The following is a 12,954-nucleotide window of genomic DNA, read 5'->3' on the forward strand; positions in this document are numbered from 1 at the left end:
ATTAACTCTTAATATGTAGATGCTCTACTCTTTTTGCAATAAGTAAGAAGAGTATGCCCATAAAAACTATTGACGCTGTTAGATACAGCGTTGTGTTGTAGTTTCCAAATTTCTCTATCAAAGCAACACTATATAATGGTGCGCTTATTTGACCGATGCCATAAGCCGCTGTCATAGAACCCATCAAAACAACTGGATTTTTCTCAGCTAGTTTTCCACCTAGATGCATAAATAAAGCGACTAATCCAACAAAAGTACCTCCATATAAAGCACCACTAAACAGGTTCATATACATATTTGAAGTGAAAGTCGGGATTAAAATACCTATGATTTGCAAAGCCATTGCAAGGATAATTATATTTACACTTCCATGTTTATGTGCTAACCTCATCCAAAGAATAGAAGATGGAATACCTGCTATACCAACTATAAGCCATCCTAAATTTCCATAACCATTTAAACCCTCTAAGGAGTTTATAATATCTGGTAAAAAAGTTCCTTGAACGACAAAACCAACACCCTCTGTAAAGTATGCTAATATAAGAAGAATTACGAAAGGAGAAAAGATTGATTTTGAAAGTTTATGTTTTTGAGCATCTTGCTTTAGGGATTCATCAAACGATAAAATATATATAGCGTATATAGAAATAAAAAAAGCAATAATTGTTAAAGTCATCCAAGCATCTGAGAATGTTCCTTCTTTAAGCACGAACTGACTAACTAATTCACAAAATACAATAGCAACACCGATGCCACTAAAGTAAATACCCATAGCTTTTGTTTTATCTTCATAGTCTAGTTTTACCATAACCAAAGCACCACCAACTATCAGCACCATAGCTGCACCAAATCCTGCAACTATTCTAGAGATTAACCAAACAGTATCATTTGTAGTTGTTGCTAAAATAAGAGTAGTTAAAATACTAATAAACATACCAATTCTAAAAAATTTCTCTTTTGTTATGATATCTCTAATAGTTATAGAAAAGAGTGCTCCACTAAAATAACCCATGAAATTTACAGATGCTAAAACTCCAGCATAAGATAGCGATAGGTGTTCTTCAAGCATTGGGGGGAGTAGTGATGTAAAAGCAAATCTAGCCACTCCTACACCAACAACAATAGCTAATATACCAGCTAATAATATTGCTACATTATCATTTCTATCTAGTAAATTAATATTTATTTTTCTCATGCAGTTATTATAACAAAATCACTTAAAACTAAGCGAATTTATAGAAAGTATCGTCGATAAAAGTTTGTAAGTATAGCCTTTGAGTTAAGTCAAGGCTATACATGAAGAATCGTAAATACATTATATATTTAAATAGTTACTAAAGTGTTAACAAAGTCTAATATAATTTTGGATAAGATTACTTATTAAAGGAAATTAAAATGGTTAAATGCAACACACTAGAAGAAGTAAGAGTTGAAATAGACAAACTTGATGATAAGCTTGTAGATTTAATATCCGAAAGAACTCATATAATAAGCCAAGCAGCAGCATTTAAAAATAGTGTTGAAGAAGTAAAAGCTGATGAGCGCATAGACTTTATCTTACAAAAAGCTCGTAAAAGAGCAATAGAGTTAAATATATCTCCAAATATGGTTTCAGAACTCTTTAGAATTATGATTGATGAGATGGTTGAAACAGAAATATCAGAATTTAGAAATAAACAAATATTTTAAAGTAAAATATGAAATATATTTTAATCTTAATCTTAGGCTTTTTTAATCTAATAGCATCTACTGCTTTTATAAGTCCAAGTCAATTGAAAAATTCTTTAACCGATAAGAAAACTATTATTATTGATGTAGCTGATTATAGTATTTATAAATCAGCTCACATAAAAGGTGCAATTAACGCCAATATTTCTAACTTTATAAAAGAAGATAGTTTATACTCTGAGTTAAACTCTAATGAAATTTTAGAAAATGAAATAAAAAATCTTGGTATTAGTTACGATTCAAATGTTATAATATATGCTCATAACACACAAATAGGTATTCTTAATTCTAGTTACCTTGCTTTTGTACTTATCTATGCAGGCTTTGAAAATATTAGTATCTTAGATGGCGGTTATCTATCTTGGGTTTTTGAAAATGAACTTCTTGTATCTTCACTAAAAGAAAGTAGCGTAAAAGAAACAAATTTTACAATCAAAACAAATAAAAATATCCTCTCAACAAACAAATACCTAAGCAAAAACCTAAAGTCTGCTACTATCATAGATGCCAGATCTCCAGAACTGTATTACGGTATAAAACGCTCAGATAAAACTAAAAGAACAGGTCATATCTCTTACGCAAAGAGTAGTTTTTATTTACATAAGTTTTTAGCAGATACAACTCTTAGAAAAATGGATGAACTTAAAAAAATTTATATAGATGGTTATGGACTCAAAAAAACTGATAATATTATAGTGTGTAGTGATGATATCTTTTCAGCTTCTATGGAATGGTATATCTTATATAAAGAGATGGGATTTAAAAATACTAAGATTTATTATAACTCAATTCAAGAGTGGGCTAATGACCCTGAGTTACCTATGACAAGATTTAAATGGGAGTAACAGAGAAAAGCCTCTGACATAAATGCCAGAAGGCTTTTTTTTATTTATAACGGTAAGTAATTCGCCCTTTATCAAGACTATATGGAGTTAGTTCCAATTTAACTGTATCCCCTGGTAATATTTTTATATAGTGCATACGCATTTTACCTGCTATATGACATAAAATTATATGTCCATTTTCTAACTCAACACGGAAAGTTGCATTTGGTAATGCTTCAATAATCTTGCCGTCAACTTCTATAACGTCAGCTTTAGCCATTTATAAGTCCTTTTTCTCTACTCTAAGCAAGAGATAATATTTCAGCTTTACCGTTGATAACTGCAACAGTATGCTCGTAGTGTGAACCGCGTAAATTATCGGTACTAACAACATCCCACTTATTTTCTAAAATAATTGGTTTAGATTCTTTTTGACAAATCATCGGTTCAAGACAAAAAACCATTCCATCTTTTATCTTTGGACCAGCTTTTGGATTTTTACCTTCAAGGTAATTTGGTATCTCTGGAGCCTCATGAGGCTTTTTACCAATACCATGTCCACAAAAATCATATAGAGGAACAAAACCTCGCCCTCTAATGAACGCTTCTATTAAAAAAGATAACTCTTTAAATCTCATACCTACTTTAATCTCAGTAATGGCATGATAAAGAGTATCTTTAGAACAAGCTATCAATTTCTCATCTTGTATGTCAATTTTACCAACTGGCATAGTTATAGCAGCATCACCAAACCAACCATCAAGTTCTGTTCCAATGTCGTAACCTATTATATCTCCCTCTTGGAGTTTATAATCTGTTGGAATACCATGAATGATTACTTGATTTAGGGAAGTGCAGACTGCATTTGGGAAGCCGTAAAGACCTTTAAAAGAAGGTTTAGCACCATGACTTCGAATATAATCCTCTGCCTGTGCATCTAAGTCTTTTAAAGAAGCCCCTACTTTAGTATTTGCTCTTAAAAGTTCTAAAGCTCCACCAACAATTTTGTTAGCGGCTCTTAATTTTTCAATTTCTAAAGGCTTTCTTAGCGCTATGGCCATTATTTATAGACCAACCGCACTTAGTGTTTCATACTTGCTCATATAAACTTGAGCTTCAATTTTTCTCATAGTATCAAGTGCAACTTGAACAACAATTAAAACTGCTGTTCCACCAAAGAAGAAAGGAACACCCATCCCTTTGATAATCATAAATGGTAAAGTTGCAACAAGACCAAGATATAAGGCACCTGTAAAAGTCAATCTACTAGCAGTTTCTGTTAAAAATTCTGATGTTGCATTACCGGTACGAATACCTGGAATAAATCCACCTTGTCTTTTTAAATTATCTGCAATATCTTTTGCATTAAATGTAATCGATGCATAAAAGAATGCAAAGAAAATAACAAAAGCAAATGTTAAAAAGTTGAAAAAGTAACTATTTGGATTTAAATAGTCAGCTATCATCTGTACAGTTGGATTAGTACTACTAGACATAACAGTCATAGGAAACATCAAAATCGCTGATGCAAAAATTACTGGAATAACACCAGCTAAATTCACTTTGATAGGAATGTAATTCATAACTCTTTTATTTTGATTTTGCATCATAACTTTTTTAGCATAAGTAATAGGTACACGACGCTCACCAAGTTCAACATATATTATTACAGCGACTGTTCCTAAGATAAGTACAAGAATTGCGATTACAGTTAAAAAACTCATAGCACCTGAATTCACCATTGTAATAGTTTGACCTATTGCAGATGGAATTGCAGAAACTATACCAGCGAAAATAATAAGTGAGATACCGTTACCGATACCACTCTGAGTAATTTGCTCACCAATCCACATAAGTAACATAGTTCCTGCTAACATTGAGACAGCAGAAAGGATTATAAATGTATTATGGTCAGCAAGTATTGCACTATTTCCATTTGGACCAGTTAAACTTTGAAGTCCAACACTAATACCAATTGCTTGAATGATTGTAATTACAATAGTCGCATAACGAATAATTTGCATATATTTTACCATTCCGTCACGCTCTTTTTTCATTTGACCTAAAGGAGCAAAAGTAGCAGCTAGAAGTTCCATGATAATTGAAGCAGTGATATAAGGCATAATTCCAAGAGCGATAATAGACATTCTTTCAACAGCATTTCCACTAAACATATTAAATAAACCTAATGCGTCAGCTTGATGTGAGTCGAAAAATGAAGCGATAACAGCAGTATCTACGCCTGGCACTGGTACATAAGCCAGTAGGCGGTAGATAAATAAAAACCCGACAGTAATAAGTATCTTATTTACTAGATTTTTATTCACAACTATTTACCTGTTGTAGTAACGTTGTCGTCTTTAATTTTTGATGCTAAATCTTTAGCAGATGCACCAACTAATTTAACTTTAGAAACAGAAGCACCCATCTTGTGAACACCACGGATAGATTCCATAGTAATTTCAGCTAACTCAGCAACAGCTTTGATTTTTTCTACATTAATAACATAAGGCTTTACATTACGAGAAAAGAATCCAATTTTAGGAAGACGCTTTGCAAGCTGCATTTGTCCACCTTCAAAGTTTCTTTTTCTTTTGTAACCTGAACGAGATTTCTGACCTTTTTGACCACGAGCTGCAGTCTTACCAGTTCCAGAACCTTGTCCACGACCAACTCTTTTACGGTTACTTGTTGAACCTTCTGCTGGTAATAAGTTTTCAATACCCATTTTCTATCCTTTTATACGAGTTAATGCTTCAACTGTAGCACGAACAAGTGTTCCTGGATTGTTTGAGCCAATTGACTTTGTAAGTATATCTTGAATACCTGCAAGCTCAAGAACAGGACGAGCTGCTCCACCTGCAATAACACCCGTACCTTCAGATGCTGGTTTTAACAAGATACGACTTGCATTGTATTTATGCTCAATATCATGTGCTATTGTTGTACCTTTGATACTTACAGTAGTTAAGTTTTTAAAAGCATTATCTACAGCTTTACGGATAGCATCTGGAACTTCCTTCGCTTTACCCATACCATAACCAACAGTACCATTTTTGTTACCAACAACGATAAGTGCAGTAAAACGAAATCTTCTACCACCTTTAACAACTTTAGTAACACGACCGATATTTACGATTGATTCTTCAAAATCTTCTCTATTAATTTCCATCATATCCCCTCTAGAACTTAATTTCGTTTGCACGAAGTGCATCACCAAATTCAGCAATTACGCCGTGATATTGGTAACCATTACGATCAAATACAACTTCAGAAATCTTAGCTTCATTTAAAGCAGCAGCAAATGCAGCTCCAAATGCAGCAGCACCTTCTTTATTTGCTTTATGACCCGTTTCTTTCGAGTTTAGTCCACACAAAGTTGTTGCAGTAACATCATCTATAGCTTGTACGCTTATATAACGGTTTGATCTAAATACAGAAACACGAGGAAGTGAAGCACAACCAGATATTTTTGCACGAATACGACGCTTACGCTTTAAACGATTAGCTACTTTATTTTTTAATACTTTTGCATTCATTTTTTAATATCCTCCCTTACTTCTTAGCAGTTTTACCGGCTTTACGCACGATATGTTCTTCCATGTATTTAACACCTTTACCTTTATACGGCTCTGGTGGACGGAAACTTCTTATTTTTGCAGCGGCTGAACCTAAAAGTTGTTTGTCATGACTCTTAAGAGTTATAACATTTTTCTCAACACTAGCTTCTAAACCATCAACTAAATCAAAGTTAATGTCATGAGAATGTCCAAGTTGAAGATTCAGAACTTTACCTTTAACAGCAGCTCTATAACCAACACCATTAATCTCTAGTTGTTTAGTATAACCAGTAGTTAAACCAACAACAATATTTTGAGATAATGCTCTGTATGTTCCCCAAAAAGCTCTATGAGCTTTCTCTTGTGACTTAGCTGAAAAAGTTAAAATATTACCATCAATTGCGAAGTCAACATTTCCTTTTGTATCTAAATCTACACTTTTTTTGCCTTTAGCAAAAGTTAAAATATCCCCATTTGAACTAACTTTAATATCAGCTGCAAATTCTACCGGTTTTTTACCAATTCTTGACATTTTATCTCCCTACCAAATCGTACACAAAACTTCACCACCAATGCCAAGCTCATAAGCTTTGTCATTTGGTAGAACGCCGTGTGATGTACTAACAATAATAGTTCCGTAACCATTTTTGAATCTTTTGATATCTTCTTTACCTTTGTAAACGCGTCTACCAGGTTTAGAAACTCTTTTCATTTCATTGATTACAGTGTTACCTTCTTCATTATACTTAAGTACAACTTTAATAGTTTTTTTAACGCCATTTTCAATAACATTACAACTTTCAACATAACCTTTATCAACTAAAATATTTGCTACAGCTTCAACACTCTTAGAATGAACTAAAGTTGTAACTGGTAATTTTCTCATACCAGCATTACGAACACGAGTTAACGCATCAGAAATTAAATCATTAATCATTAATTATTTCCTTTGTTTGCAAACCACTATTTTATAAGTGATTGCTAATTATTAGAAGTTTCTACTTGGAGGCAATGCCTACCAAGAAGACTTTCTAACACCTGGGATTAATCCCTCATTTGCCATTTTTCTAAAGCAAACACGACAGATTCCAAAGTCACGAAGGACAGAGTGTGGACGACCACAAATCTGACATCTTGTATAACCACGAACTTTGAACTTTGGAGTTCTTGCTGCTTTAGCAATCATTGATTTTTTAGCCATTAGTTACTCACTTTTGTAAAAGGCATACCCATTTTCTCTAAAAGAGCTAATCCTGCCTTATCTGAATCAGCAGTTGTAACAACTGTGATATTCATACCATGAATTTGCATGATTGAATCGTAGCTAATTTCTGGGAAAATTAATTGTTCGTCAAGACCGAAGTTATAATTACCACGACCATCAAAACCATTTCTTGGAACACCACGGAAATCTTTTACACGAGGAAGTGCAATAGAAACCAAGCGATCTAAAAAGTTATACATATTTTCACCACGAAGTGTAACACGAATACCAACTGGCATACCTTCACGAACTTTAAAACCAGCAACTGATTTTTTAGCTATTACTGTTGTTGCTTTTTGACCAGCAATTGTAGTAATTGTATCTTCAATGTTTTTAATAAGTTTATTATCTTTCATTGCAAAACCAGCACCAACAGAGATAATTATTTTATCTACTTTTGGTGTTTGCATAGGGTTTTTGATCCCTAAATCAGCTTGTAATTCAGATTTTAAACCTAAATATTTTTCTTTTAAACGAGCCATCTATTATGCCTCCACTTTACGAACATTTGAAATATCTATTGGCATCTCTTTATTGATATGTCCGCCTTTAGTATTTTCTTCAGTAGGTTTGATAGCTTTCTTAGCTACTTTACAACCTTCAACTATTACCTTATTTTTCTTTGGTAATACTTCAAGTATAGTAGCTTTAGTCCCTCTATCATCACCAGCGATAATTTCTACTGTATCGCCTTTTTTGAAATTAAACTTTGCCATTAAACAACCTCCGGTGCAAGAGATACAATTTTCATAAATCCAGCATAACGAACTTCACGACCAACAGGTCCAAAAATACGAGTACCGATTGGCTCTCTCTTGTCATCAAGTATAACAGCTGCATTATCATCAAAACGAATAAGAGAACCATTTTCACGGTGAATCTCTTTAGCAGTTCTAACGATAACAGCTTTTACAACTTTACCTTTTTTAACTTTTGCAGTTGGAGTCGCTTTTTTAACAGAAGCAACGATAACATCACCTATTGTTGCATAACGACGCTTAGAACCGCCAAGTACCTTAATACACATAATCTCTTTTGCACCTGTATTATCAGCTACAACCAAACGAGTAAAACCTTGGATCATTATTTAGCTCCTGATACTACTGTTTGAAGTCTAAAAGATTTAGTCTTAGAAAGTGGACGACATTCTCTTGCGATAATCTCATCACCAACTTTTACTTCATTACGCTCATCATGTACTAAGTACTTTTTGAATCGTTTTACAACTTTATGGTAACGAGGATGCATTACTCGACGTTCAACAACAATACTTACTGTTTTGTCGCCTGCAATTTTAACTACTTTACCTTGAATTTCACGTTTATGTGTCATTGCTAAGCCCCTAGTTTGGCACTGCTGTAATAGCAGTGTTGATTTTAGCAATATCTTTTTTAGCAATACGAAGTTCGCTAGTGTTATTTAATTGCATCATCTTTTGTTTGATTTTTAAAGTAAACAATTCTGTTTTCTTTTCTTTTAGCATTGCATTTAGCTCAGCTACTGTTTTATCTGCTAAATCAGAATATTTCATTGCTCATCTCCGCAGTAATTATTTTTGTTTTGAATGGTAACTTGTGCATAGCAAGAGTTAATGCTTCACGAGCAATATCTTCTGGAATACCAGCCATTTCAAAAATGATACGACCTGGTTTAATATTCATTACCCATTGATCAACTGCACCTTTACCTTTACCCATACGAGTTTCAAGAGGCTTAGCAGTTAATGGTTTAGCAGGGAATACACGAATCCAAATCTTACCATTTCTTTTTATGTGACGAGTTGCAGAAATACGCGCAGCTTCAATCTGACGAGAGTTGATACGACCAGCTTCTACAGCTTTAAAAGCGATGTCACCAAACGCTAATTTATAACCTGAACGAGCGTAACCACGGTTACGACCTTTCATTACCTTACGGTATTTTGTTCTTTTTGGCATCAACATAACTATTCAGCCTTTTCACGTCTAGGAGCTCTCTTACGAGGACGCTCTTTTTTCTCTTCTGCTACTTCAATAGGAACGCCTTTAGTAAGAACTTCCCCTTTGAATATCCATACTTTAACACCGATAATACCGTATGTAGTATGAGCTTCAGCAAAACCATAATCAATTTTTGCACGTAAAGTATGAAGTGGAACGCGTCCCTCTAAATACCACTCAGTACGAGCCATTTCAGCTCCACCAAGACGACCAGCAACTGCTACTTTAATACCTTTAGCACCAGAACGCTGTGCACCTTGCATAACTTTCTTCATAGCTCTTCTAAATGCTACACGACGCTCAAGCTGAGTTGCTACATTTTCAGCAACTAATTGTGCTGATGTTTGAGCTTTTTTCTCTTCTTTAATATTAACAGATACTGCTTTACCAATAAGCTTTTGAAGATTAGTTTTTAACTTCTCAATGTCTGCACCCTTTTTACCAATAATGATACCAGGACGAGCTGCAACTATAGTCACACGAAGTCTTTTAATTGTTCTTTCTATAATGATGTTAGCAACACCAGCATAGTATAGCTCTTTCTTCAAATATGTACGAATCTTGTAATCTTCACCTAAAGCTGCTGCTGCAGTTTTAAAATTAGGGAACCAACGGCTCTCCCAATTGCGATTGATACCAAGACGTAAACCAATAGGATTGACTTTATGACCCATATTATTTACCCTCCACTTCTACTAAGATATGTGCAGTTGGCTTACGGATTCCCGATGCCATACCGCGTGCTCTTGGGCGAAAACGCTTAAGAACAGGACCGTTATCAACACGACATGATGTTACAGTACAATCTTCAGCTTCCATACCACTATTAGCTACTGCAGATGCAAGAACCTTAGAAATAATTTTAGCTGCTTTGTTTGGTGTGAATTCTAAAGCTGCTAAAGCCTCTTCAGCATTCATACCTTGAATCTCTCTTGCGATAAGACGAGATTTAATTGGCGAAACACGGATAAACTTTAATAATGCTCTAGCCATGATTACACCTTCTTCTGAACAGAGCCCTTATGGCCCTTAAATGTACGAGTTGGTGCAAATTCACCAAGTTTATATCCAATGTGATTCTCTGAAATAAATACAGGAATAAATTGGCGTCCGTTATGAACATTCATAGTTAGTCCAACCATATCTGGGCTAATCATAGATCTTCTTGACCATGTTTTTATAGGTTTTTTGTTCCCTTCAGCCTTAGCTTTAAGAACTTTTTTCATTAAATGATCATCAATGAATGGACCTTTTTTTACTGAACGAGCCATATTAACCTACCCTTTTAGCATTTGGTTTACGGCGAGTAATAATTAATTTATCACTAGCTTTCTTACGACGAGTTTTAGCACCCTTCGTTGGTTTACCCCATGGAGTAACTGGATGACGACCTGAGTTCGTTTTACCTTCACCACCACCATGTGGGTGATCAATTGGGTTCATTGCAGAACCACGAGTTTGAGGACGAATTCCTAAATGTCTTTGACGACCAGCTTTTGCGATAACAATGTTACCAAACTCTTCGTTACCAACTGAACCAATAGTAGCTAGACATTCGCCTAATACTAAACGCATTTCAGATGAAGGCATACGAAGAGAAACATACTTGCCATCACGACCCATAATTTGAGCAGAAGTTCCAGCAGCACGACACATTTGTCCGCCCTTACCAGTTTTAAGCTCAATATTGTGAATCAATGTACCAACAGGTATATTTTTCAACTTCATTGTATTACCAGATTTAACATCTAAGCCATCTTCAGAAGAAGAGATAATATCACCAACAACTAAACCTTTTGGTTGAAGAATATATTTCTTCTCACCATCAGCATAAGTAACAAGAGCGATTCGACAGTTTCTGTACGGATCATACTCAATAGCACTTACAGTTGCAGGAATATCAAATTTATTTCTTTTGAAATCAATGATACGGTAAAGTTTTTTAGCACCAGCTTGACGGTGACGAGATGTAATACGACCATTAGAATTACGACCAGCATGAGCAGGAAGTTTCTTTAATAATGAACGAACACTTGCTTTAGCAGTAATATCACTACTATCAACATTTGTGTAAAAACGACGCGATGGAGTTATTGGTCTATAAGTTTTAATTGCCATCTTATACCGCCAAACTTTCTATTTGTGCACCCTCTGGTAACTTAACATAAAACTTTTTAAAGTCATTTTGTTTACCAGCAACACCACGGAATTTTTTAACTTTTCCGTTTTGATTAAGTGAGTTAATTTTTATTGGAACAATTCCAAAATACTCACGAAAAACCTCTTTAAGACCACTTTTAGTCATTCTAGGAGATGTTTGTACAACGATTACATTATCTTCTTGAAGTCCAAGTGTCTTTTCTGTATATAGTATAGATCTAATATCTGTAATATCTGCCATTATTTAGCCTCACCTACAAGATTTTCCCATACCGCTTTTTCGATCACTAATGAACGATAATTAGCAGCTAAATAAGCATTTAATTCATTTGATTCAATTACATAAGTACTTGAAAGATTCTCAAACGCTAAAAAAGTTTTTTCATCTAAAAGAGATTTAACTATTAGTACATCTCTTTGATTTAGTGCTTTAAACAAAGACGCAGCATCTTTAGTTTTACCAGATGCTATCTCAATGCTATCAACGATGAAAAGACTACCGCGAAGTGCATGCTCGTTAAGAGCAAAGTTAAGAGCAAGTTTCTTTTGCTTTCTATTAACTTTAAGGTCATAATTACGATTGTTTTTAGAACCAAATGCTTTACCACCACCCACAAAGATTGGAGAACGACGTGAACCAGCACGAGCGCGACCGCCACCTTTTTGAGCCCATGGTTTTTTACCACCACCACTTACTTCACTTCTACCTTTAGTAGTTGCTGTATTTGCACGCTGTGCAGCTTGAGCAGACTTAACATATAGATATAAGTTATGTGGGTTAATACCAGAAAAACTCTCTGGTAGTGCTAACTCAGATGCTTTTTCCATTTTATCATTTAAAATAATTGCGCTCATTATTTAGCTACCTTTACACGACCTAATGAACCATTAGCTCCAGAAACTGAACCAGATACCGCAATGATATTGTTTTCAGCATCAAAAGATACGATTTCATTTTTTACACTATTTTGTACATTTCCGTAATGTCCTGGCATTTTCTTACCTTTCATTACACGACCTGGCCACTCTGCATTACCAATAGAACCTGTTCTACGACCCATTCTATGACCGTGAGATGCAGGACCACCACCGAAATTCCAGCGTTTCATTACTCCAGCAAAACCGCGACCTTTAGTTGTAAAAGTAGATCTTAAAACTTTAGCATCTGCTAAAGGAGTTAAATCTAAATCTCCAGCTTCAGTGTTTGCAACTTCTAGAGTAGCAAAACGGTTAAACTCAGATGAAAGGTTATATTTCTTTTGCTGACCTTCAATTGTTTTATTCATTTTTTTACCACTGTTGTAAGAAACAATAGCGATACCTTCATTAACTTCACATACTTTAGACTCTAAGACTCTTAATAGAGTAACAGCTTGACTTGGTACTGTGATTGTACGGCTCATACCGATTTTTTCAACAATATATTCCATAACCTACTC

At 34.6% G+C, this 12,954-nt stretch carries 25 protein-coding genes; 2 read left to right on the forward strand and 23 right to left on the reverse strand.

From position 1 onward, the window contains the following. Window position 1: 1 nt before the first annotated feature. Window positions 2–1,195 carry a YbfB/YjiJ family MFS transporter gene (locus MOV42_RS12360; RefSeq protein ID WP_324171483.1) on the reverse strand — a complete coding sequence of 398 codons (1,194 nt, stop codon included), beginning with the start codon at window positions 1,193–1,195 and terminating at the stop codon, window positions 2–4. Window positions 1,196–1,395: 200 nt separating this feature from the next. On the opposite strand from MOV42_RS12360, the gene MOV42_RS12365 reads away from it, so the two are divergent. Then, entirely contained in the window at window positions 1,396–1,689 is a 294-nt protein-coding gene (locus MOV42_RS12365) for a chorismate mutase (RefSeq protein WP_324171484.1), read from the forward strand. Window positions 1,690–1,697: 8 nt separating this feature from the next. Further along, entirely contained in the window at window positions 1,698–2,573 is an 876-nt protein-coding gene (locus MOV42_RS12370; protein ID WP_324171485.1) for a sulfurtransferase, read from the forward strand. A gap of 40 nt (window positions 2,574–2,613) precedes the next feature. Here MOV42_RS12370 and infA read toward each other — a convergent pair whose 3' ends face one another. The 22 genes from infA to rplC all read right to left on the reverse strand — a co-directional run bounded on the left by infA (window position 2,614) and on the right by rplC (window position 12,945). Next, entirely contained in the window at window positions 2,614–2,832 is a 219-nt protein-coding gene (infA, locus tag MOV42_RS12375) for a translation initiation factor IF-1 (protein WP_321777380.1), read from the reverse strand. A gap of 22 nt (window positions 2,833–2,854) precedes the next feature. After that, entirely contained in the window at window positions 2,855–3,613 is a 759-nt protein-coding gene (gene map, locus MOV42_RS12380; protein WP_324171486.1) for a type I methionyl aminopeptidase, read from the reverse strand. A gap of 3 nt (window positions 3,614–3,616) precedes the next feature. Next, window positions 3,617–4,879 carry a preprotein translocase subunit SecY gene (gene secY, locus MOV42_RS12385; protein ID WP_324171487.1) on the reverse strand — a complete coding sequence of 421 codons (1,263 nt, stop codon included), beginning with the start codon at window positions 4,877–4,879 and terminating at the stop codon, window positions 3,617–3,619. Between the two features lie 2 nt (window positions 4,880–4,881). Next, window positions 4,882–5,280, reverse strand: coding sequence for a 50S ribosomal protein L15 (gene rplO, locus MOV42_RS12390; protein ID WP_324171488.1), 399 nt, complete (start codon window positions 5,278–5,280; stop codon window positions 4,882–4,884). A 3-nt stretch (window positions 5,281–5,283) separates the two neighbouring features. Then, the gene (rpsE, locus tag MOV42_RS12395; protein ID WP_324171489.1) at window positions 5,284–5,724 is read right to left on the reverse strand and encodes a 30S ribosomal protein S5; all 441 of its coding nucleotides are present in this window, start codon (window positions 5,722–5,724) and stop codon (window positions 5,284–5,286) included. A 10-nt stretch (window positions 5,725–5,734) separates the two neighbouring features. Next, window positions 5,735–6,091: a 50S ribosomal protein L18 gene (rplR, locus tag MOV42_RS12400; RefSeq protein WP_324171490.1), complete on the reverse strand. Its 357-nt coding sequence runs from the start codon at window positions 6,089–6,091 to the stop codon at window positions 5,735–5,737. 16 nt (window positions 6,092–6,107) lie between these two features. Continuing rightward, entirely contained in the window at window positions 6,108–6,644 is a 537-nt protein-coding gene (gene rplF / locus MOV42_RS12405) for a 50S ribosomal protein L6 (protein WP_324171491.1), read from the reverse strand. A 9-nt stretch (window positions 6,645–6,653) separates the two neighbouring features. After that, window positions 6,654–7,049: a 30S ribosomal protein S8 gene (gene rpsH / locus MOV42_RS12410; RefSeq protein ID WP_324171492.1), complete on the reverse strand. Its 396-nt coding sequence runs from the start codon at window positions 7,047–7,049 to the stop codon at window positions 6,654–6,656. A gap of 78 nt (window positions 7,050–7,127) precedes the next feature. Next, window positions 7,128–7,313, reverse strand: a complete 186-nt coding sequence (locus tag MOV42_RS12415) for a type Z 30S ribosomal protein S14 (RefSeq protein WP_297682872.1) — start codon at window positions 7,311–7,313, stop codon at window positions 7,128–7,130. Beyond that, complete coding sequence (rplE, locus tag MOV42_RS12420) at window positions 7,313–7,858, reverse strand: 50S ribosomal protein L5 (protein ID WP_324171493.1); 546 nt, start codon at window positions 7,856–7,858, stop codon at window positions 7,313–7,315. The genes MOV42_RS12415 and rplE overlap by 1 nt, the downstream gene beginning before the upstream one ends. Before the next feature lie 3 nt (window positions 7,859–7,861). Next, on the reverse strand, window positions 7,862–8,092 hold the full coding sequence (gene rplX, locus MOV42_RS12425; RefSeq protein ID WP_324171494.1) for a 50S ribosomal protein L24: 231 nt from the start codon (window positions 8,090–8,092) through the stop codon (window positions 7,862–7,864). Then, complete coding sequence (gene rplN / locus MOV42_RS12430; RefSeq protein WP_324171495.1) at window positions 8,092–8,460, reverse strand: 50S ribosomal protein L14; 369 nt, start codon at window positions 8,458–8,460, stop codon at window positions 8,092–8,094. The genes rplX and rplN overlap by 1 nt, the downstream gene beginning before the upstream one ends. Beyond that, the gene (rpsQ, locus tag MOV42_RS12435; protein WP_324171496.1) at window positions 8,460–8,708 is read right to left on the reverse strand and encodes a 30S ribosomal protein S17; all 249 of its coding nucleotides are present in this window, start codon (window positions 8,706–8,708) and stop codon (window positions 8,460–8,462) included. Before rpsQ ends, rplN begins: the two co-directional genes overlap by 1 nt. A gap of 10 nt (window positions 8,709–8,718) precedes the next feature. Then, a complete protein-coding gene (rpmC, locus tag MOV42_RS12440) occupies window positions 8,719–8,907 on the reverse strand; it encodes a 50S ribosomal protein L29 (protein ID WP_324171497.1) in 189 nt (62 codons plus the stop codon). Further along, a complete protein-coding gene (gene rplP, locus MOV42_RS12445) occupies window positions 8,894–9,319 on the reverse strand; it encodes a 50S ribosomal protein L16 (protein ID WP_324171498.1) in 426 nt (141 codons plus the stop codon). The genes rpmC and rplP overlap by 14 nt, the downstream gene beginning before the upstream one ends. Window positions 9,320–9,321: 2 nt before the next feature. After that, on the reverse strand, window positions 9,322–10,029 hold the full coding sequence (rpsC, locus tag MOV42_RS12450; protein WP_324171499.1) for a 30S ribosomal protein S3: 708 nt from the start codon (window positions 10,027–10,029) through the stop codon (window positions 9,322–9,324). A 1-nt stretch (window position 10,030) separates the two neighbouring features. Beyond that, window positions 10,031–10,348 (reverse strand): 50S ribosomal protein L22, encoded by a 318-nt coding sequence (gene rplV, locus MOV42_RS12455; protein WP_324171500.1) that lies wholly within the window; start codon window positions 10,346–10,348, stop codon window positions 10,031–10,033. 2 nt (window positions 10,349–10,350) lie between these two features. After that, complete coding sequence (gene rpsS / locus MOV42_RS12460) at window positions 10,351–10,626, reverse strand: 30S ribosomal protein S19 (RefSeq protein WP_321777364.1); 276 nt, start codon at window positions 10,624–10,626, stop codon at window positions 10,351–10,353. A 1-nt stretch (window position 10,627) separates the two neighbouring features. Next, a complete protein-coding gene (rplB, locus tag MOV42_RS12465) occupies window positions 10,628–11,473 on the reverse strand; it encodes a 50S ribosomal protein L2 (RefSeq protein ID WP_324171501.1) in 846 nt (281 codons plus the stop codon). Window position 11,474: 1 nt separating this feature from the next. Further along, window positions 11,475–11,756 carry a 50S ribosomal protein L23 gene (locus MOV42_RS12470; RefSeq protein ID WP_324171502.1) on the reverse strand — a complete coding sequence of 94 codons (282 nt, stop codon included), beginning with the start codon at window positions 11,754–11,756 and terminating at the stop codon, window positions 11,475–11,477. After that, a complete protein-coding gene (gene rplD, locus MOV42_RS12475) occupies window positions 11,756–12,370 on the reverse strand; it encodes a 50S ribosomal protein L4 (RefSeq protein ID WP_324171503.1) in 615 nt (204 codons plus the stop codon). Before rplD ends, MOV42_RS12470 begins: the two co-directional genes overlap by 1 nt. Next, complete coding sequence (gene rplC / locus MOV42_RS12480) at window positions 12,370–12,945, reverse strand: 50S ribosomal protein L3 (RefSeq protein WP_324171504.1); 576 nt, start codon at window positions 12,943–12,945, stop codon at window positions 12,370–12,372. Before rplC ends, rplD begins: the two co-directional genes overlap by 1 nt. Between the last annotated feature and the right edge of the window lie 9 nt (window positions 12,946–12,954).

The organism is Sulfurimonas sp., from assembly GCF_029027405.1.
Classification (GTDB): Bacteria; Campylobacterota; Campylobacteria; order Campylobacterales; family Sulfurimonadaceae; genus Sulfurimonas.